The sequence below is a fragment of the Actinomadura physcomitrii genome, from assembly GCF_008923205.2.
Taxonomy (GTDB): domain Bacteria; phylum Actinomycetota; class Actinomycetes; order Streptosporangiales; family Streptosporangiaceae; genus Spirillospora; species Spirillospora physcomitrii.
This window is the reverse complement of sequence record NZ_WBMS02000023.1, coordinates 64,576-83,623: the sequence shown is the minus strand read 5'-3', so window position 1 is coordinate 83,623 and position 19,048 is coordinate 64,576. Positions and strand designations below refer to the sequence as shown.

19 protein-coding genes, 1 pseudogene and 2 riboswitches are annotated in these 19,048 nt (G+C 71.9%); of the genes and pseudogenes, 12 read left to right on the top strand and 8 right to left on the bottom strand.

Features of this window, described 5'->3' with window-relative positions; genetic code table 11:
* Positions 1 to 725 (bottom strand): TetR/AcrR family transcriptional regulator (locus tag F8568_RS27035; protein WP_151596561.1); only part of this gene is annotated, 725 nt, incomplete at its 3' end.
* Positions 726 to 832: 107 nt separating this feature from the next.
* On the opposite strand from F8568_RS27035, the gene F8568_RS27030 reads away from it, so the two are divergent.
* The 3 genes from F8568_RS27030 to F8568_RS27020 all read left to right on the top strand — a co-directional run bounded on the left by F8568_RS27030 (position 833) and on the right by F8568_RS27020 (position 3,884).
* Positions 833 to 1,939 (top strand): ferritin-like domain-containing protein, encoded by a 1,107-nt coding sequence (locus F8568_RS27030; RefSeq protein WP_151596509.1) that lies wholly within the window; start codon positions 833 to 835, stop codon positions 1,937 to 1,939.
* A gap of 48 nt (positions 1,940 to 1,987) precedes the next feature.
* Positions 1,988 to 2,845, top strand: a complete 858-nt coding sequence (locus F8568_RS27025) for an SDR family NAD(P)-dependent oxidoreductase (RefSeq protein WP_151596508.1) — start codon at positions 1,988 to 1,990, stop codon at positions 2,843 to 2,845.
* 73 nt (positions 2,846 to 2,918) lie between these two features.
* On the top strand, positions 2,919 to 3,884 hold the full coding sequence (locus tag F8568_RS27020) for an AurF N-oxygenase family protein (protein WP_151596507.1): 966 nt from the start codon (positions 2,919 to 2,921) through the stop codon (positions 3,882 to 3,884).
* 353 nt (positions 3,885 to 4,237) lie between these two features.
* On the opposite strand, the gene F8568_RS27015 is transcribed toward F8568_RS27020, so the two are convergent.
* A complete protein-coding gene (locus F8568_RS27015) occupies positions 4,238 to 5,038 on the bottom strand; it encodes a hypothetical protein (protein WP_151596506.1) in 801 nt (266 codons plus the stop codon).
* 124 nt (positions 5,039 to 5,162) lie between these two features.
* On the opposite strand from F8568_RS27015, the gene F8568_RS27010 reads away from it, so the two are divergent.
* The gene (locus F8568_RS27010; protein WP_151596505.1) at positions 5,163 to 6,686 is read left to right on the top strand and encodes an ATP-dependent DNA ligase; all 1,524 of its coding nucleotides are present in this window, start codon (positions 5,163 to 5,165) and stop codon (positions 6,684 to 6,686) included.
* Here the strand turns inward: F8568_RS27010 and F8568_RS27005 are convergent.
* Positions 6,683 to 7,777 (bottom strand): hypothetical protein, encoded by a 1,095-nt coding sequence (locus F8568_RS27005; protein WP_236009182.1) that lies wholly within the window; start codon positions 7,775 to 7,777, stop codon positions 6,683 to 6,685. The genes F8568_RS27010 and F8568_RS27005 overlap by 4 nt on opposite strands.
* Before the next feature lie 90 nt (positions 7,778 to 7,867).
* Between F8568_RS27005 and cds1 the strand changes: the two genes are divergently transcribed.
* On the top strand, positions 7,868 to 8,965 hold the full coding sequence (gene cds1 / locus F8568_RS27000; protein ID WP_151596504.1) for an L-cysteine desulfhydrase Cds1: 1,098 nt from the start codon (positions 7,868 to 7,870) through the stop codon (positions 8,963 to 8,965).
* On the opposite strand, the gene F8568_RS26995 is transcribed toward cds1, so the two are convergent.
* On the bottom strand, positions 8,966 to 10,264 hold the full coding sequence (locus F8568_RS26995) for a M50 family metallopeptidase (protein ID WP_151596503.1): 1,299 nt from the start codon (positions 10,262 to 10,264) through the stop codon (positions 8,966 to 8,968).
* A 346-nt stretch (positions 10,265 to 10,610) separates the two neighbouring features.
* Between F8568_RS26995 and F8568_RS26990 the strand changes: the two genes are divergently transcribed.
* The 5 genes from F8568_RS26990 to F8568_RS26970 all read left to right on the top strand — a co-directional run bounded on the left by F8568_RS26990 (position 10,611) and on the right by F8568_RS26970 (position 15,716).
* Entirely contained in the window at positions 10,611 to 10,973 is a 363-nt protein-coding gene (locus F8568_RS26990; protein ID WP_160573771.1) for a hypothetical protein, read from the top strand.
* 224 nt (positions 10,974 to 11,197) lie between these two features.
* Positions 11,198 to 11,293, top strand: a riboswitch (glycine riboswitch).
* Positions 11,294 to 11,297: 4 nt separating this feature from the next.
* Positions 11,298 to 11,397, top strand: a riboswitch (glycine riboswitch).
* Between the two features lie 73 nt (positions 11,398 to 11,470).
* Positions 11,471 to 12,565 (top strand): glycine cleavage system aminomethyltransferase GcvT, encoded by a 1,095-nt coding sequence (gene gcvT, locus F8568_RS26985; protein WP_151596502.1) that lies wholly within the window; start codon positions 11,471 to 11,473, stop codon positions 12,563 to 12,565.
* A 62-nt stretch (positions 12,566 to 12,627) separates the two neighbouring features.
* A complete protein-coding gene (gcvH, locus tag F8568_RS26980) occupies positions 12,628 to 13,017 on the top strand; it encodes a glycine cleavage system protein GcvH (RefSeq protein WP_151596501.1) in 390 nt (129 codons plus the stop codon).
* A 1-nt stretch (position 13,018) separates the two neighbouring features.
* A complete protein-coding gene (locus tag F8568_RS26975; RefSeq protein WP_151596500.1) occupies positions 13,019 to 14,275 on the top strand; it encodes a serine hydroxymethyltransferase in 1,257 nt (418 codons plus the stop codon).
* Between the two features lie 67 nt (positions 14,276 to 14,342).
* Positions 14,343 to 15,716 (top strand): L-serine ammonia-lyase, encoded by a 1,374-nt coding sequence (locus F8568_RS26970; protein WP_151596499.1) that lies wholly within the window; start codon positions 14,343 to 14,345, stop codon positions 15,714 to 15,716.
* Positions 15,717 to 15,749: 33 nt separating this feature from the next.
* Here the strand turns inward: F8568_RS26970 and F8568_RS50620 are convergent, their stop codons facing one another.
* Positions 15,750 to 16,268: a protein kinase domain-containing protein gene (locus F8568_RS50620; RefSeq protein WP_407924488.1), complete on the bottom strand. Its 519-nt coding sequence runs from the start codon at positions 16,266 to 16,268 to the stop codon at positions 15,750 to 15,752.
* Positions 16,226 to 16,471 (bottom strand): annotated as a pseudogene (locus tag F8568_RS49815) (serine/threonine protein kinase); the annotation flags it as partial. The pseudogene F8568_RS49815 and the gene F8568_RS50620, both read right to left, overlap by 43 nt.
* A 147-nt stretch (positions 16,472 to 16,618) precedes the next feature.
* Here F8568_RS49815 and F8568_RS26960 point away from each other — a divergent pair.
* Positions 16,619 to 16,828, top strand: a complete 210-nt coding sequence (locus F8568_RS26960) for an Arc family DNA-binding protein (RefSeq protein WP_151596498.1) — start codon at positions 16,619 to 16,621, stop codon at positions 16,826 to 16,828.
* Positions 16,825 to 17,211, top strand: a complete 387-nt coding sequence (locus F8568_RS26955; protein WP_151596497.1) for a type II toxin-antitoxin system death-on-curing family toxin — start codon at positions 16,825 to 16,827, stop codon at positions 17,209 to 17,211. Before F8568_RS26960 ends, F8568_RS26955 begins: the two co-directional genes overlap by 4 nt.
* 32 nt (positions 17,212 to 17,243) lie before the next feature.
* Here the strand turns inward: F8568_RS26955 and F8568_RS26950 are convergent, their stop codons facing one another.
* Positions 17,244 to 17,690, bottom strand: coding sequence for a winged helix-turn-helix transcriptional regulator (locus tag F8568_RS26950; RefSeq protein ID WP_151596496.1), 447 nt, complete (start codon positions 17,688 to 17,690; stop codon positions 17,244 to 17,246).
* Positions 17,691 to 17,711: 21 nt separating this feature from the next.
* Positions 17,712 to 18,875, bottom strand: a complete 1,164-nt coding sequence (locus F8568_RS26945) for a thiolase family protein (protein WP_151596495.1) — start codon at positions 18,873 to 18,875, stop codon at positions 17,712 to 17,714.
* Positions 18,876 to 19,048 lie beyond the last annotated feature (173 nt).

Here is a 19,048-nt window from a genome sequence, read left to right as displayed (position 1 = left end):
CGGTGGTGTGGGGGGGGTCTGGGCCCCCCCCCCCCACCCCCCCCCCCCCCCCCACCCCCCCCACGGCGGGGGAGGGCGTCGAGGGCGGTGATGAGGAGGTCGAGGCCGAACTCGAAGTCGGTCTCCGGGTCGTGCCTGGCGAGTTCCTCGGAGAGCGCGATCACGTGCGGGAACTCGGCGGCGTCGAGCTTGGCCCACGACTCGGCCTGGGTCTCGACGAGGTTGTCCAGCGTCTTCACCACGCCGGTCTCGCGCAGCTGCGCGCCGAGCGCGTAGGCCATCAGCGCCCGCATGATCCGCACCGAGGTCGGGCCGTCGAAGCCGGCGGCGTCGGCGAGCGCGAGCGCGCGCTCGGCGGGCCGCAGCCCGAGCTGGGTGTCGATCTTGTGAGTGAGGACGATCGTCATGCAGCGCGGGTAGTCGTGCGCGACCTTCCGGAACGCCCGCACGAGCGCGCGCGCCCGCGTCTGCCATGGCTCGCCGGGGTCGTCCTCCAGCTCCAGGCCGGCGATGACGTGCTCGGCGACGCCTTCGAGGAGCGCGTCCTTGTTCGGCACGTGGTTGTAGAGCGACATCACCGCGACGCCCAGTTCGGCCGCCACGCGGCGCATGGACAGCGCGTCCGCGCCCTCCCGCTCGATCAGCCCGACCGCCGCCTGCACGATCCGCGCCCTGGTCAGGACGGGTCGCGGCGCCGGCGTGTCGGACGTCACGTCGCCGTTCATCGGTCCCGCCCCTTCCCGCCGTTGACACCCGTAATGCACCGTGACACGGTACGTACAACGTACGTCTGACGTACATCGTACGTGTCGCGCCCTCGGGGAGGAACGCCGTGTCGACCCATGACCTTTACACCGAGCCCGTCCCCGCGTCCACCTGGAACGTGCCGCTGGCCGGCGAAGCCCGGTTCACCTGGGAGTACGACGACGGCCGGGACCGGCTCCTCGCCCTGTACCAGAAGGGCAAGGACAAGCAGTGGGACTCGGTCAAGCGGATCGACTGGGACCTGGAGGTCGACCCGCACGACGTCCTCGGCGTCCCCGACCAGTCCCTCGCCATCTACGGCACCAAGTACTGGGACAAGCTGTCGGAGAAGGAGCGCGGGGAGCTGCGGCGGCACTCCACGTCCTGGCAGTTCTCCCAGTTCGTGCACGGCGAGCAGGGCGCGATGGTCACCGCCGCCCGGATCGTCGAGTCGGTGCCCGACCTCGACGCCAAGTTCTACTCCGCGACGCAGACGATGGACGAGGCCCGGCACGTCGAGCTGTTCACGCGGTTCCTGCACGAGAAGGTCGGGATGGTCTACCCGATCAACACCAAGCTGCAGGACCTGCTGAACGAGACCCTCACCGACTCCCGCTGGGACATGCCCTACCTCGGCATGCAGGTGCTCATCGAGGGCCTCGCGCTCGCCGCGTTCGGCGTCATCCGCGACATCACCACCAAGCCGCTGCCCAAGCAGATCCTCGCCTACGTCATGCAGGACGAGGCCCGGCACGTCGCGTTCGGCCGGCTCGCCCTGCGCGACTACTACAAGCAGCTGTCCGCGCCCGAGCTGAGGGAGCGCGAGGACTTCGTCATCGAGGGCTGCTACCTCATGCGCGACCGCATCCGCGGCCGGGAGATCTGGACCAACTTCGGCATCGACCCCAAGGAGGTCGACGAGCTGATCGAGAACTCCCCCTACATGAAGATGTTCCAGAGCCTGCTGTTCAGCCGGATCGTCCCATGCGTGAAGGACATCGGGCTGTGGAGCGAGCGCATCCAGCGGACCTACGACGACATGGGCGTGCTCGACATGTCCAAGGCCGACCTCGAAGCGCTGATGGGCCAGGACGAGGACATCGCCGACAGGCTCGACGCCGAGCGGTTCGCCGCCGAGGAGGCCGAGCGCAAGGCCGAGGTCGACGCCGTCATCGCCGAGGCCGCGGCGGGCTGAGTACGGTTGGAGATCATTCCGCTCGGGACATCTCGGAGGTAGGTCAGCATGCCACTCGCGCACTTCGACGGGGCGCTCGCCGTCGTCACCGGGGCCGGCAGCGGGTTCGGCCGCGCCATCGCGCTGGCCCTCGCCGAACGCGGCGCGACCGTCCTCGCGGCCGACATCGACCTGCCGTCCGCCGAGCGGACCGTGACGCTCGCCAAGACCCTCGGCCCGGGCGGCGGCGCCTACGAGGTGGACGTGGCGGACGCCGCCGCGATGGAGACGTTCGCCGCCGAGGTGCGGCACGCCCACCGCGTCCCCGACATCGTCGTCAACAACGCCGGGATCGCGGTCAGCGGCCCGTTCCTCGACCACGGCGTCGAGGACTGGGACCGCATCCTCGGCGTCAACCTGTGGGGCGTCATCCACGGGTCCCGGCTGTTCGGCAAGCAGATGGTCGAGCGCGTCAACGCGCTGCCGAACAAGCCCGACAAGCCCAACTTCGGCGGCCACATCGTCAACATCGCGTCGGCCGCCGCGTTCGCGCCGACCCGCTCGCTGCCCGCCTACTGCACCACCAAGGCCGGGGTGCTGATGCTCAGCGAGTGCCTGCGCGCCGAGCTGGCGTCCTCGCGGATCGGCGTCACCGCCGTGTGCCCCGGCTTCGCCAGCACCAACATCGTCAAGAACGGCACGTTCGTCGGCGGCGACGCCGCGCGGCGCGAGCGGATCCGCGCCCGCGGCGAGAAGGCGCTCCGGCTGCGCCGGTACCCGGCGGAGAAGGTCGCCGAGCGGGTCGTCGACGCCATCATCAAGAACAAGGCCGTGGTCCCGGTCAACTTCGAGGGCCACCTGCTGCACGCGCTGTCGCGCATCTCGCCGGCGTCCACCCGCCTGCTCGCCCGAATCCCCGTGCAATAGGGCCGGCCCCGCCGTGCGGCGCACGGCCTCGCGCGGCCCTCCTCGGCCTCCCCCAGGGAGAGGAGAAGGATCGATGCCCCCCGAACTGCTGACCGGCCGTCCCGCCACCTGGACCGCGCGGATCCGCTGCAAGGACGGCGACCACACGCTGGAGCTCACCGACCGGGAGGTGGTCGCCGAGCGGCTGCTGCGGACGTCCCGCAAGCACTCCTTCGACCCCGACACCGAGGTCGACTGGGACGCGCCGCAGGACCCCGACGTCTGGTACGCGCCGCCGCAGCTCGTGTCGATCTACGAGACGCCGCTGTGGGACGGCCTGACGCACCGGCAGCGGGTGGAGCTGACCAAGCGGGAGATGTGCAGCATCGCCTCGTTCGGCATCTGGTCGGAGATGCTGCTGATGCAGGCGCTCGTCCAGCACGCCTACCGGAGCCGCTACGACAGCGAGCACGTCGCCTACGCGCTGACGGAGATCGCCGACGAGTGCCGGCACTCGAAGATGTTCGGCCGGATGGTGCGCGCCTGCGGGCTGCGCACGCACCGGCCGCGGGCGCCGGAGTACCACTTCGCGAAGCTGTTCGGGGCCGTGTACGACCCGATGCCGATGTTCGCCGGGACGCTGGTGGTGGAGGAGTTCACCGACGCGTTCCAGCGGCTGACCTTCCCCGACGAGGCCGTCCAGCCGATGATCCGGCAGGTCACCCGCATCCACGTGATCGAGGAGGCGCGTCATATCAAGTACGCGCGGGAGGAGCTGAAGCGGCTCGTCGCGCACGCGTCCCCGGTGCGGCGGCGGGCGGCGGCGTACGCGCTCGCGCAGGGCACCCGGCTGATGGCCGCGCAGGTGATCCACCCGTCGTGCTACACGGCCGTCGGGTTGGACCCGAAGCTCGCCCGCCGGGTCGCGGCGCGCAGCGAGCACCGCCGGGAGACGCTGGCGTGGGCGTTCCGCAAGTGCACCGCGTTCTTCGACGAGGTCGGATTCCTGGACGGCCGAGCCCGTGACGTGTGGGTTCGTGCGGGACTCGCAAAATCGTAACCGGTTCTACCCGGCGGCCATTTCCACCGGCATCGAAACGAATTCGGTGACACAATGGCAGCGGCCGAATACCGCACGGTTTCCGGTGGTCCTGAAAACGGAAACACGAAGGGCCGTGAAGCGGGGTCCACTCCACGGCCCAATCGACGGACGGTCTCCTGACCTGGAGATCACCTCACCCAGGACACTCCAACCGCACAAACGGTCACGTCGTCGACCTCCTTCTCCCCATGCACCCAAGCACGCCGGCCGCCGGACAGGAGCGGGGGGTACGGCCACCGCACTTTCTCCCCTTTACCGGAAACACCTTAGAAGCTTCTGACAGAAAACAAGCCATGATCGGCCGATTCAGGTCAGAAATGCGCCAGGGCGGCCAGCACTTCGCGCGCCACGCCCTCGGCCGTGCCGAGGCACGCCCCCTCCCGGGCGTCCGCGGCGCCTTTCGCCGCCTGCTCGCTGTAACTGACCGTCACGAGCACGTTCCGGTACCGCGCCGTCACCTCGCCGACCACCGTCGGCTGCCCGGCGTCGGCCTTGAACCACCGGTACGCCTCGTCGCCGATCCCCCGCTGCCGCCGCAGGCTGATCGTCCGCACCAGCGGCGCGTTGTGCGCCTGCGCCCACGACGCCCGGTAGTCGCCCTCCGCGTCCTGCACCGGCGTCGGCGTCTTCGCCGGCGCGTGCAGGTTCACCTCCACCCGCAGCCACCGGAACGCCGGGCCCTGCGCCGTGTACGTGCACGTTGTGAACGTCGAGTTCGCGCTCTCGTCCCGCCGGGCCTTCGGGATCGTCCGGCCGACGGTGCGGGCCGACACCATCGCGCACGGCTTCGGCAGCGACGCCACCGGCCGCTCCCGCATCGGCGTCTCGGAGGGGCTCGCCGACTCCGCCGTCCGGCCCGGCGACGCGCCGCCGGACGGGGACGTGCCGCCGGACGGGGACGTGCCGCCGGACGGGGACGTGCCGCCGGACGGGGACGTGCGCGGCGACGCCGCGTCCTCCCCGTGCCCCGGCGCCAGCACGAACACCACCGCCGCCGCCCCGCAGAACGCCACCAGCGCGACCAGCGCCACCAGCAGCCGCGGCCGGCGCTTCGGCGACGGCGGCTCCGGCGCCGAGTAGACCCGGTGGAACGGCTCGCGCTGCAGCCCCACGCCCCCGCTCCTCACTCCCCCGCGCGTCATCGACCCCGCCACTGGTCAACGTAGTCAGCGCCGCCCCGGCTGACCAGGGGTCCCGCCCGGGTCAATTGTCAGACGCCGTGGTCACAATGGGGAGGTGCTGATAGCGGAGATCGCCCGGACGTCGCGGGAGGTGGCCGGCACCTCCGGCCGCAAGGCCAAGATCACGGCACTCGCGGAGTGCCTGCGCGCCGCCGAGCCCGGCGAGGCCGCCATCGTCGTCGCCTACCTGTCCGGCGAGCTCCCGCAGCGTCAGATCGGCGTCGGCTACGCCGCGCTGCGCGACGTCCCGCCGCCCGCCGCCGAGCCGTCCCTCACCATCCCCGAGGTCGACGCCGCGTTCACCGAGATCGGCGCCGTCGCGGGCACCGGGTCCGTCGCCCGCCGCCGCGACCTCGTCGCCGCGCTGCTCGGCCGCGCCACCCGCGACGAGCAGGGCTTCCTCATCCGGCTGCTGGCCGGCGAGCTGCGCCAGGGCGCCCTCGACGGGGTGATGGCCGAGGCGATCGCGGCGGCGGCCGGCGTGCCGTCCGCCCAGGTCCGCCGCGCCGTCATGCTGCGCGGCTCCCTCGGCCCCGTCGCCACCGCCGCGCTCGCCGACGGCACCGCCGGGCTGCGGGCGTTCACCCTGGAGGTCGGACGCCCGGTCAAGCCGATGCTCGCCGCGTCCGCCCCGTCGGTGGAGGAGGCGTTCGCCAAGCTGAACGCCGAGGCCGCCGTGGAGTGGAAGCTCGACGGCATCCGCGCCCAGATCCACGTCCGCGACGGCGACGTGCGCGTGTTCACCCGCACCCTCGACGACATCACCCCGCGCCTCCCCGAGGTCGTCGCCGCCGTGCGCGAACTGCCCGTCCGCGACGCCGTGTTCGACGGCGAGGTCATCGCGCTGCGTCCCGACGGCTCCCCGTACCCGTTCCAGGTCACCGCCGCCCGCACCGCGACCCGCACCGCCAAGGACACCGAACCCGTCCCGCTCACCGTCTTCCTCTTCGACGTCGTCCACCTCGACGGCGACGACCTGCTCGACACGCCCGGCGCCGACCGCGGCGCGGCGCTCGTCCGGGCCGTCCCCGAGCCGCTGCGCATCCCGCGGATCGTCACCGCCGACCCGGCCGCCGCCAAGGACTTCTTCGACGACGCCGTCGCCCGCGGCCACGAGGGCGTCCTCGTCAAGTCCCTCGACACCCCCTACACCGCGGGCCGCCGCGGCGCCGGCTGGATCAAGGTCAAGCCCCGCCACACCCTCGACCTCGTCGTCCTCGCCGCCGAATGGGGCCACGGCCGCCGCCAGGGCCTGCTGTCCAACCTGCACCTCGGCGCCCGCGACCCCGGCACCGGCGGCTTCGTCATGCTCGGCAAGACGTTCAAGGGCCTCACCGACGAGATCCTCGCCTGGCAGACCGGCAAGCTCCGCGAGCTCGCCGTCCGCGAGGACGGCTGGACCGTCCACGTCCGGCCCGAGCTCGTCGTCGAGATCGCCTTCGACGGCGTCCAGCAGAGCCCCCGCTACCCCGGCGGCATCGCCCTCCGCTTCGCCCGCGTCCTCCGCTACCGCCCCGACAAGACCCCCGCCGAAGCAGACACCATCGAAACCGTCCGCGCAGTGGCGCCCGTGCTCTAGCGGCGGGGGGTGGGGAGTTTGCGGCGGGGGCGGGGCTGGGGCGGTTGCGGGGGGTCGTCGGCGCCCAGGCGGCGGGCGAGGCGGCGGGCGGCGGCGCTCGTGCGGCCGCGGGCGAAGGCGCTGCGCTGGAGGCGGTCCGCGACGCCGCGGCGGCCGCGGCCGGCGGCGCGGCCGGCGGCGCGGCGCTCCTCCCGCGCGGTGGCTCGGCGCTCCTCCCGCGCCATGATGCGGCGCTGTGCGCGGCGGCGGTCCCGGGCGGCGGCCTTGCGGGCGGCGCGGGCCATCCTGCGGCGGCGGGCGCGCTCGGCGGCGTCCGCGCTGCGCTGCAGCAGCTCCGGCGGGATGAGGTCGTGCCGGCCCGCGATGAACTCCTGCACCCAGATCTTCGCCCGGATCAGCGGCCGCCGGAACCGGACCTCGCGGCGCACCGCCCGCTGGTACTTGCGCGAGTCCGGGTCGTACAGCCAGCGCGACCACGGCGACCCCGGACGCGCCACCCGGATCGCGCCCACCACCAGCAGCACGGGCAGGAACAGCCCGATCAGGCCCGTCCAGATCTTGCCCTTCAGCAGCGTGATCACCGCGAGCACGAGGTTGGCGACGGTCGAGGCGAAGTACGCCCGCGCGAGCGCGCCGCCCGCCGGGTCGGGGACGGCGTCGGCGAACCCGAACGGGCGGATGCCGAGCAGCAGCAGCCCGGTGACGGCGATCGCGACGAACACGGCGTCGACGGACGCGCGGCCCTTCTCCGTCCAGTAGACGTCGCTGAGGTGCAGCAGCAGCGCGAACTCGTCCAGCACGAGCGCGGAGCCCGCCCCGAACACCACGGCCGCGACGCAGTCGAGCGCGACGTAGGCGTCCGGGGTGGCGAGGCTCGCGATGCCGCCGACCAGCATCAGCACCACGCCGAACACCACGTGGTGGACGTGGGTGTCGCCGGCCCGCACGTTGCCGAACCATCCGCTCACGTTGGCGCGGATCAGCCGGACGATCATTCGCGTCAGCACGAACGTGACGATGAACGCGGTGAAGAAGCCGAACAGCGGCAGCCGCCCGGTCTCCACGATGCGGTCCCGGAAAAGGTCGATCATGTGCCCCCCTGCCGAGCACCATAATGCCCGGTGACATGCGCCGATATCGTGGGACCCGGCCGATCGACGAGGATCGAGGGGAACATCACCGTGAGCCGTATCGCCGACCGCTGCGACCCGGGGTGCCGGGCGTGGATCGCCGAGGCGATCCGCAAGGTCGAGGCCGACGCCAACCGCAGCGCCGACACGCACCTGCACGTGTTCCCGCTGCCGCCGGAGTGGGGCATCGACCTGTACCTGAAGGACGAGTCGGTGCATCCGACGGGGTCGCTGAAGCACCGGCTGGCGCGGTCGCTGTTCCTGTACGGGCTGGCGAACGGCTGGATCCGCGCGGGAACGGTGATCATCGAGGCCTCCAGCGGGTCGACGGCGGTGTCGGAGGCGTACTTCGCGCGGCTGCTCGGGCTGCCGTTCGTGGCGGTGATGCCGGCGTCGACCAGCCCGGAGAAGATCGGCCTCATCGAGTTCTACGGGGGCCGCTGCCATCTGGTCGACGACCCGTCCTCCATCTACGACGAGTCGCGGCGGCTCGCGGCCGAGTGCGGCGGGCACTTCATGGACCAGTTCACCTACGCCGAGCGGGCGACGGACTGGCGCGGCAACAACAACATCGCCGAGTCGATCTTCGAGCAGCTGCGCCTGGAGCGCTTCCCCGAGCCGTCGTGGATCGTGGTCGGCGCGGGGACGGGCGGGACGTCCGCGACGATCGGCCGGTACGTCCGGTACCGGCGGTTCCAGACGCGGCTCGCGGTGGTGGACCCGGAGGGCTCGGCGTTCTTCGGGTCGTTCGCGGACGGCGACCCGGAGCGGACCGCGGCGGGCTCGCGGATCGAGGGGATCGGCCGGCCGCGGGTCGAGCCGTCGTTCCTGCCGACGGTGATCGACCAGATGATCCGGGTGCCGGACGCGGCGTCGGTCGCGGCGATGCGCTGGACGAGCCGGGTCGGCGGCCGGGACGTGGGCGGCTCGACGGGCACGAACATGTGGGGCGCGGCGGAGCTGATCGCGCGGATGCGGGCCCGCGGCGAGCGCGGCAGCGTGGTGACGCTGATCTGCGACGGCGGCGAGCGGTACGCGGGCACGTACGGGTCGGACGCGTGGCTGGCCGCGCAGGGCCTGGACATCGGCCCCTACGAGGCGGCGCTGGAGGCGTTCCTCAAGACCGGGGAGATGCCGGTCGCCGTGTGATCAGCCCTTGAAGCGGATCGGGTTGAAGACGTCGGCGTAGATGAGCAGGCCGCCCATCACGATCAGGACGGCCGCCATCACATAGGTGACGGGCAGCGCCTTGGCGACGTCGACGTAGCCGGGGTCGGGCTTGCGGAAGACCCGGGCGAACGCCTTCTTCAGCGCCTCCAGCAGCGCGCCGGCCATGTGGCCGCCGTCCAGCGGGAGCAGCGGGACGAGGTTGAACAGCCCGACCGCCAGGTTCAGCGAGCCGAGCAGCATCACGAAGTACCAGACCTTCTCGGTGGTCGTGAGGGTCTTGGAGGCGGCGACGTCGCCGCCGATGCGGCTGACGCCGACGACGCCGACCGGGCCGTTCGGGTCGCGCTTCTCGCCGCCGAACGCGGCGTTCCACACGCCGACCATCTTCTGCGGCATCCGGACGAGTGCGCCGACGGTGTGCCGGGTCATCGACCCCATGGCCTCGGCGACGGCGCCGGGGCCCTGCCGCTCCATGGCCTGGGTCGGCGTGATGCCGAGGAACCCCACGTTGACGATCTTCGTGTCGTCCTTGAGGTCGTACATCTGGTTGCGGGCGATCGGGACGGTCAGCGCCATCTCCCGGCCGTCGCGCCGGATCGTCACCGGGACGTTCTGCCCGCCGGAGTCGCGGATCAGCTTCCGCAGCTGCTCATAGTCCTTGATCTTGTGGCCCTGGAACGACACGATCCGGTCACCGGGCCGCATCCCGGCCTGGTGGGCGGGGGTCGGGGTGGCGTTCGCGGGGCAGCTCGTCACGTTCGACTGGCTCGCCGGGACGACGCACTCGGAGACCTCCTGGATGACGGGCTGCGCGGTCTGCTGGCCGATGCCCATCAGCAGGATCGAGAAGAAGACCACGGCCAGCACCAGGTTCATCGCGGGCCCGGCGAACATGATGATCAGCTTCTGCCACCACGGCTTGGCGTAGAAGACGCGGTCGCCGTCGTCGGGCCGCACCTCCTCGAGCGCCGCGCCGCGCGCGGACTCGATCAGGCCCTGCCAGGGGCCGGTGCTGATCCGCCGGACGGTGCCGGGGGCGTCGCCGCGGCGCGGCGGCAGCATCCCGATCATGCGGATGTAGCCGCCGAGCGGGATCCACTTCACGCCGTACTCGGTCTCGCCCTTGCGCTTGGACCACATCGTGGGCCCGAACCCGACCATGAACTGGGTCGTGCGGACCCGGAACAGCTTGGCGAAGCTGAAGTGACCGAGCTCGTGCAGCGCGATGGACGCGAGCAGGCCGAAGAACAGGATCAGCACTCCCGCCAGCCAGCCCATGCGTCATGCCCCTCCGTCGTGCACCCCGCGCACCGAGGGGTGGCCTCCAGCAATCACCTCAGACTACGTCAACGCGCCGCATCGCGTTCAGCGCAACGGACCCGCTACCGCCACCGAATCACGTTCACTTGCGGCGAGTCGTCGTTATGGGACGGCTCATAACGACGACTCGCCGCAAGTCGACGAAGAGTCCCGGTGGGGGCTTCGCCGAGGCGTCTGCGGGGCGTCCGTTATGGGCCGCGCTGCTAAGCGAGCCGTGTTTTCTTGGCATGTGGGTCGGTATGCTGCCGCATGGCTTTCTGCGCATCATGGCGCTTTCCACCCCGGTCTCTGGAGAAGTGATCCTGTGAAGCGCAGTCTCGTGGCGGTCCTGGCGTTGTCGCTCGCGCTCGGCGGATGCGGCGGCTCGGACGGCAAGAAGAGCACCGCCTCGTCGTCCACCTCCGCCGCGCCGGCCCCGGCGTCGTCGTCCGCGCCGTCCGGGGGCGCCGGCGCCGTGAAGGGCAGCGCCGTGCCCACCGCGCCCGGCGGGAACGGGACGGCGCAGGCCGCCCAGAAGTTCAACGACTGCGTCCGCAAGCACGGCGTCACGATGCCCAGCCCGCACCCGAGCTCGACGCCGTCCAAGGCGGAGCTGGCCAAGATCAAGGCGGCGCTGCAGGCCTGCGTGAAGGCGATGTCCGGCACCCCCGCCGCAACGCCCAAGTAGTCCCGCGACCGCCGCAAGGGTTCTGCCCGGCCCCGCGCCGACCTCGGCCGTCGCGATCGCGTGCGAAGCCGAGTTCGAGCCTGCGAGAACTTGATCGCGCAGCGAGCCCCTGGGCGAGTCGGAGCGATGCTGCGATCGCACGCAGCGCCCGCCGGAGGAAGGCGCCCCAGCGCCTGACGCCTAGGGCGCTGCAAAGAGAACTGCTAGCCTTTGCGGAACGCCGTTGATCCCGTGCGGGAGAGTTCCACGCAGCCGGCGTGGGACGCCGAAGGAGCAAATCCTCCCCGGAACCTCTCAGGCCCACGGACCGCACGGGCCAGGCGACCTCTGGAAAGCGGGGACCCGGTCCCCCGCCGAAGGTGAAAGCCCGCGCCGCGCCCCTCGCGGGGCGGCGGGTGAAGCTCTCAGGCGCCGATGACAGAGGGGGAGGCACCGACACGCCCGGTGCGCGAGTGGGACGATGGACCACGCGCGCCCGTGACGAAGGAGCCGAACCGATGTCCGCCGACCCGACCGCCAAGAAGACGCCGCTGCACGACGTCCACCAGGACCTCGGCGCGAACCTCGTCGATTTCGCCGGCTACCTGATGCCGCTGCGCTACAAGAGCGAGACGGCCGAGCACCAGGCCGTCCGCACCGGCGCGGGGCTGTTCGACCTGTCCCACATGGGAGAGATCTTCCTGTCCGGGCCCGGCGCCGCCGCCGCGCTCGACCACGCGCTGGTCGGGAACCTGTCGCCGATGGCGGTCGGCAAGGCCCGGTACACGATGATCTGCGACCCGGACGGCGGCGTCCTCGACGACCTGATCGTCTACCGGCTGGCCGACGAGACGTGGATGGTGGTCGCGAACGCGGCGAACGTCGCGGTCGTCCGGGACGCGCTGGTCGAGCGGGCCGCGGGCTTCGACGCCGCGGTGGACGACCGCTCCGACGCCTACGCGCTGATCGCTCTGCAGGGCCCGCGTTCCCAGGCGATTCTCGAGAAGTTCACCGGCGCGCCGCTCGCCGACCTGCGCTACTACGCGATCCTGGCCGACCGCGTCGCCGGCGTGGACGCCCTGATCGCCCGTACCGGCTACACCGGCGAGGACGGCTTCGAGCTGTTCGTCGACGCCGCCGACGCGGTCGCGCTGTGGAAGGCGCTCGCCGCGGTCGACGGGGTCGTGCCCGCCGGGCTCTCGGCCCGCGACACGCTGCGCCTGGAGGCCGGCATGCCGCTGTACGGCAACGAGCTGACCCGGGAGACCACCCCGTTCGAGGCCGGTCTCGGCCGTGTCGTCAAGCTGGACAAGGCGGCCGACTTCGTCGGGAAGGCGGCGCTGGCGGCGCAGGCGCAGACCCCCGCGGGCCGTAGGCTCGTGGGACTGGTGGCGCGCGGGCGTCGCGCGCCCCGGAAGGGGTACCAGGTCGTCACGTCGGACGGCACGCCGTGCGGTGTGGTGACCAGCGGCGCCCCGTCGCCCACACTGGGCACGCCGATCGCCATGGCCTACCTCGACAGCGGCGTCGAGGAGGCCGGCCTCGCGGTGGACGTGCGCGGCAGGCGGGAGCCGGTCGACGTGGTCGCCCTGCCGTTCTACAAGCGTTCCTGAATCACAAGTCGTCCGGGGGTGTGGGGGCCCGCCCTCCACATGGGAAGAGAGAGAAAGAGATCGTGAGCGTTCCGGAGCAGCTCCGCTACAGCGAAGAGCACGAGTGGGTGGCCGGCCTCGGCGGCGAGGACGGCATCGTCACCGTCGGCATCACCGCGCACGCCGCCGACGCGCTCGGCGAGATCGTCTACCTCGAGCTGCAGCCCTCCGAGGGCGACACCGTCGAGGCCGGCGAGCCGTGCGGGGAGATCGAGTCGACCAAGTCGGTCAGCGACCTGTTCTCACCGGTCAGCGGCGAGATCACCGCGATCAACAGCGCGGTGGTGGACGAGCCCAAGGTGATCAACGACGACCCGTACGGCGAGGGCTGGATCTTCAAGGTGCGGGTCTCGGAGGAGCCGGGCGACCTGCTCGACGCCGAGTCCTACGACAAGCTGATCGAGGAGAGCTGACGTGGGTCTGTACGACTCCCTCGCCGCGGCGGACCCGGAGGTCGCCGAGGCGGTGGGCGCCGAACTGCGCCGCCAGCAGTCCACCCTCGAGATGATCGCGTCGGAGAACTTCGCGCCGGTGTCGGTGCTGGAGGCGCAGGGCTCCGTGCTGACCAACAAGTACGCCGAGGGGTACCCGGGCAAGCGGTACTACGGCGGCTGCGAGTACGTCGACGTCACCGAGCAGCTCGCGATCGACCGGGCCAAGGCCCTGTTCGGCGCGGAGCACGCGAACGTGCAGCCGCACAGCGGCGCGCAGGCCAACACCGCGGTCTACTTCGCGCTGCTGCAGCACGGCGACACGATCCTCGGCCTCGACCTCGCGCACGGCGGGCACCTCACGCACGGGATGCGGCTGAACTACTCCGGCAAGGTGCTGAACGTGGTGCCCTACCACGTCCGCGCCGAGGACGGCCTGGTCGACATGGACGAGGTCGCCTCCCTGGCCGCCGAGCACCGGCCGAAGATGATCGTGGCGGGCTGGTCGGCGTACCCGCGGCAGCTGGACTTCGCCGCGTTCCGGGAGATCGCCGACTCGGTCGGCGCGCTGCTCATGGTGGACATGGCGCACTTCGCCGGGCTGGTCGCGGCGGGGCTGCACCCCTCGCCCGTCCCGTACGCCGACATCGTCACCACCACGACGCACAAGACACTCGGCGGGCCGCGCGGCGGCCTGATCCTCGCCCGCGAGGAGTACGGCAAGAAGATCAACTCGGCGGTGTTCCCGGGCATGCAGGGCGGCCCGCTGGAGCACGTGATCGCCGCCAAGGCGGTCGCGCTGAAGATCGCCGCGTCGGAGGAGTTCCGGGCCCGGCAGGCCGTCACGGTCGAGGGCGCGAAGATCCTCGCCGAGCGGCTGCTCGCCGAGGACTCGGCGAAGGCCGGCGTGAAGGTGCTCACCGGCGGCACGGACGTGCACCTCGTCCTGGTCGACCTGGTGGACTCCGAGCTCACCGGGCGCGACGCCGAGGACCGGCTGCACGAGATCGGCATCACCGTCAACCGGAACGCGGTCCCGAACGACCCGCGCCCCCCGATGGTGACGTCCGGCCTGCGGATCGGCACCCCGGCCCTCGCGACCCGCGGCTTCACCGCCGCGGACTTCACCGAGGTCGCCGACGTGATCGCGCTGGCGCTGCAGCCGTCCTTCGACGCCGGCGCGCTGTCGGCGCGGGTGAAGGCCCTCGCGGACGAGCACCCGCTGTACCCCGACCTGTAACTCCTCCGCGCCCCCTTCCCTCCTCTCGGGGCGGGGAGGGGGCGCGCGCTACGACGAGGTAGCACCCATGGCCATCAGCGTTTTCGACCTCTTCAAGATCGGCATCGGGCCGTCGTCGTCGCACACGGGCGGCCCCATGGCGGCGGCGCACCGCTTCGCCCGCGGCCTGCACAGGGACGGCCTGCTGGAGCGGACCGCGTGCGTCCAGGCGGTCCTCTACGGCTCCCTCGGACTCACCGGGAAGGGGCACGGGTCCGACAAGGCCGTCATCCTCGGCCTCGAAGGCGACAAGCCCGAGACCGTCGACGTGGACGGCGTGGAGGACCGGCTCGCCGCCGTCCGCGAGCGCAAGGCGCTGCGCCTGTTCGGCTCGCACGACGTCCCGTTCGCCGTCGGCGAGCACCTGGTCTTCGAGCGCAAGGAGTCGCTGCCCGGCCATCCGAACGGGATGCGCTTCACCGCGTTCGACGCGTCCGGCGAGGAGCTGCGCGCCAAGGTCTACTACTCGGTCGGCGGCGGCTTCGTCGTGGACGAGAACGCCACCGGCGCCGACCGCATCAAGGCCGACGACACCGTCCTGCCGCACCGCTTCGACACCGCCGCCGAGCTGCTCGACCGCTGCCGCGAGACGGGCCTGTCGATCTCGGCGCTCATGCTGGAGAACGAGAAGGCGTTCGGCCGCACCGAGCAGGAGATCCGCGACGGGCTGCTGACGCTGTGGCACGTCATGCGGGCCTGCGTCACCCGCGGCTGCACCCGCGAGGGCCTCCTGCCGGGCGGCCTGAAGGTGCGGCGGCGCGCCCCGCAACTGCACCGCCAGCTGTCGGCGGAGCAGGCGTCCGACCCGCTGCACGCGATGGACTGGGTCACCCTCTTCGCGCTCGCCGTCAACGAGGAGAACGCCGCGGGCGGGCGCATCGTCACCGCCCCCACCAACGGCGCCGCCGGCATCGTCCCGGCCGTCCTGCACTACCACGACCGGTTCGTGCGGAGCGGCGACGACGGGAACGCCGTCCGGTTCCTGCTGACCGCCGGCGCGATCGGCGTGCTGTTCAAGCAGAACGCCTCGATCTCCGGCGCCGAGGTCGGCTGCCAGGGCGAGGTCGGCTCCGCCTGCTCGATGGCCGCCGCCGGCCTCACCGAGGTCCTCGGCGGCACCCCCGAGCAGGTGGAGAACGCCGCCGAGATCGGCATCGAGCACAACCTCGGGCTGACCTGCGACCCGGTCGGCGGCCTCGTCCAGGTGCCGTGCATCGAGCGCAACGCGGTCGGCGCCATCAAGGCGATCAGCGCCGCCCGCATCTCCCTGCGCGGCGACGGCCGCCACTTCGTCTCCCTCGACAAGGCCATCAAGACGATGCGCGACACCGGCCGCGACATGCTCGACAAGTACAAGGAGACCTCGCGCGGCGGCCTCGCCGTCAACGTCATCGAGTGCTGACGGCGGGCGTCCGCTCGCGGGGTCGTCCGCGCGTCACAGGGCCTTGTCGAGGGCCAGGTCGGCGGCGCGGCGCAGGGCCCGGCGGTGACCGTCGCCGATGGACCGCGGAGCAGGAGGCCGTGGCGATGATGTTGCCTCTGCGCGCCACGACCTCGACCCAGGAGCTGTTGCTGAGGCCCTCGCAACTCTCCTCCCCCACCCCTTCGCCGGTGCCGGGCGTCCCGGTGCAGCCGAAGTTCGTCCCGCCGTGGAGCGCCTTGCGCGCGTCGTCGATCCCCTTGTGCGGGTCGTCGCCGGCTCCCGCGCGACGCCGAAGTCGATGATTCGCGGGCCGTCCGGGCCGAGCAGCACGTTGCGCGGCTTGAAGTCCCGGTGCACGACCCCCGCGGCGTGGACGGCGGCGAGCGCGGTCGCCGTGTCGATGGCCAGCCGCTCCAGCGCCGCGGCCCCTCGGCCTTCACCGCGTCCTGCAGCGAGGGGCCGTCGACGTACTCGCTGACCAGGTAGGCGGAGTCCGGATCCAGCCGGACGTCGAGGACGCGCACCGTGCAGAAGGGCGCGACCCGCCGGGCCGTCTCGACCTCCCGGCCGAGCCGCCGCAGCGCCTCGTCGTCCAGCCCGCGCAGCACCTTGACCGCGACCCGCTCGCCGCCCGCTCCCCGGCCGAGGTAGACGACGCCCTGACCGCCCTCGCCGAGCCGTCCCTCGGTCTCCCAGGAGCCGACGCGCGCGGGATCACCGGGCTTCAACGGCATGGCAGACATCTCGCACCTTCCTCCGGATGCCCCCTCTTCTATCGCATTACGGACGTCAGGAGGTGCGGGCGCCGCGGCCGGCCGGCGGTCTCGCTCAACGTCATCGAATGCTGACCCATCGCCACATGTTTCTGATACTATTTTGGTATGGTCACTCGAAGTGTTCGCATCCCTGACGAGGTGGACGACCTGGTGACGAAGGTCGCCGAGGCAGAGCACCTTTCCATCAACAGCGTGATCGTCCAAGCGCTGGAGAGCTGGGGACAAGCACACCAGCACCGCGCGGAGGTCCGCGCCATCACCGCCGAAGTGATGGCCGAGGACGCGGATCTTCTGGCTCGGCTGGCCGACGCGTGACCGACTATCTCTCCGCCGAGGACCTCATCGAGATCAATTCCGCCGTTCTCGGCGGAATGCCCGCCGTCCGCGACGCGGGCCTGGTCTCCTCGTCCGCCATGCGACCGGCGACGGTGACCTTCGGGACGGAGGCCTACCCGACCCTCGAGGAGAAGGCCGCGGCGCTGCTGCATTCGGTGATCTGCAACCACGCCTTCGTCGACGGGAACAAGCGCACCGCCTGGACGGCCGCCCGAGTCATGCTGGCGCTGAACGGCATGCGCCCGGACCTCGGCGATGACGAGGCGTTCGATCTCGTGGTCCGGATCGCCACGTCCTGCTCGGAGATCGAGGTCAAGGAGATCGCGGTGGCGCTGAACGTCGTTGCGCGGCCCGCCGGCTGATCGAACGCGACCGAGGCGGCGACTCGCCGGCGTCAGGAGGTGAGGGCGCCGCGGCCGGTCGGCGAGTGGGCACCGGGGCGGGCCTCGTTGCCGCAGTGCCGGCAGATCACCATCGGGCTGAGCGTCTCGCCGCAGGAGTGCCGCCAGCGGACCGGCGGGTCGTCGGGGTGCAGGTGCCGGTCGCCCCACGCCATCAGGACGATCAGCACGTCGCACAGCTCCCGCCCCGCCGCCGTGAGGTGGTACTCGTGGCGGACGGGGTGGTCGCTGTAGCGCTCGCGCCGGACGATGCCGTGCGCCTCCAGCTTGCGGAGCCGCGTCGTCAGGATGTCGCGGGCAGCCCCGGTGTTGCGGGCGATCCGGTCGAACCGCCGGACGCCGAGACTGAGCTCCCGGATCGCGAGCAGCGTCCAGCGCTCGCCGACGATGTCGAGGGTGTCGGCGATGGAGCATTCGCGGGGGTGGGCGTCCTTCGGCATACCGGGCAGCCTAACCGCCGGTCACAGGCGCTCGACGATCGTGGCGTTCGCGAGCCCGCCGGCCTCGCACATCGTCTGCAGGCCGAAGCGCCCGCCGCGGTCCTCCAGGGCGTGCAGCAGCGTCGTCATGATGCGGGCGCCGCTCGCGCCGAGCGGATGCCCGATGGCGATCGCCCCGCCGCGCACGTTGACGCGCGCGAGGTCGGCGCCCGTCTCCCGCTGCCAGGCGAGCACGACCGGCGCGAACGCCTCGTTCACCTCGAACAAGTCGATGTCGGCCAGGCTCAGCCCGCCCTTGGCCAGCACCTTCTCCGTCGCGGGGATGATCGCCGTCAGCATGAGCAGCGGGTCGTCGCCGGTGACCGCGAACGCGTGGAACCGGGCCCGGGGCCGCAGCCCGAGCCGCTCCGCCACGTCCGCGCCCATGACCAGGACAGCGGCGGCGCCGTCGTTGATCGGGGACGCGTTGCCCGCGGTGACCTTCCAGCCGATCTCCGGGAACCGCGCCGCCGTCCGCTCGTCGTAGTAGGCGGGCTTCAGGCCGGCGAGGATCTCCGGTGACGTCCCGGGCCGGACGGTCTCGTCGCGCTGCCCGGTCCAGGCGACCTCGCGGTCGAACTCGCCGTTCTTCCACGCGTCGGCGGCGCGGCGGTGCGACTCGTAGGCGTACGCGTCGAGCTCCTCGCGGGACAGGTCCCACTTCGCGGTGATCAGCTCCGCGCTGATGCCCTGCCCTACGAGACCGTCGGGGTAGCGCTCCTTCAGCATCGGTCCGAACGGGTCGCTGCCGGGCAGCACGCTCGACCCCATCGGCACCCGCGACATCGACTCCACGCCGCACGCGATCGCGATGTCGTACGCGCCGCTCCGCACGCCCTGCGCGGCGATGTGCAGCGCCTGCTGCGACGACCCGCACTGCCGGTCGACGGTCATGGCCGGCACGCTCTCGGGGAACCCGGCCGCCAGGACGGCGGTCCGGGTGATGTTGACGGCCTGCTCCGCGACCTGGGTGACGACGCCGCCGATGACGTCGTCGACCTGGCCGGGGTCGATGCCGGCCCGCTCGACCAGCGTCCTCAGCGTCCGCGCCAGCAGGTCGGCCGGATGGTCAGCGTGCAGCGCCCCGCCCGGCTTCCCTTTGCCGACCGGCGTCCGCACCGCTTCCACGATCACCGCGTCCCGCATGACCACCTCCGTTGTGTTCTCCAACTTACTCGCCAGTGTCCCTCCAGTGGGTTGGAAAACACAACCCACTGGACGTACGGAAAAAACCCGCGGGCGCGGCCTTGTCGCCGCGCCCCCGGGTCTTCGGGCCGCTCTAGCGGGAGGGGCCCAAGCCGTGATCCGTCTGTTCCCTC

Coding starts and splice junctions, on each gene's coding strand:
- F8568_RS27005 (WP_236009182.1), bottom strand. CDS start 7,777: ATGATCGACCTTTTCCGGGACCGCATCGTGGAGACCGGGCGGCTGCCG.
- F8568_RS26970 (WP_151596499.1), top strand. CDS start 14,343: ATGGCCATCAGCGTTTTCGACCTCTTCAAGATCGGCATCGGGCCGTCG.
- F8568_RS26960 (WP_151596498.1), top strand. CDS start 16,619: ATGGTCACTCGAAGTGTTCGCATCCCTGACGAGGTGGACGACCTGGTG.
- F8568_RS27020 (WP_151596507.1), top strand. CDS start 2,919: ATGCCCCCCGAACTGCTGACCGGCCGTCCCGCCACCTGGACCGCGCGG.
- F8568_RS26995 (WP_151596503.1), bottom strand. CDS start 10,264: ATGGGCTGGCTGGCGGGAGTGCTGATCCTGTTCTTCGGCCTGCTCGCG.
- F8568_RS26950 (WP_151596496.1), bottom strand. CDS start 17,690: ATGCCGAAGGACGCCCACCCCCGCGAATGCTCCATCGCCGACACCCTC.
- gcvT (WP_151596502.1), top strand. CDS start 11,471: ATGTCCGCCGACCCGACCGCCAAGAAGACGCCGCTGCACGACGTCCAC.
- F8568_RS26945 (WP_151596495.1), bottom strand. CDS start 18,875: ATGCGGGACGCGGTGATCGTGGAAGCGGTGCGGACGCCGGTCGGCAAA.
- F8568_RS27025 (WP_151596508.1), top strand. CDS start 1,988: ATGCCACTCGCGCACTTCGACGGGGCGCTCGCCGTCGTCACCGGGGCC.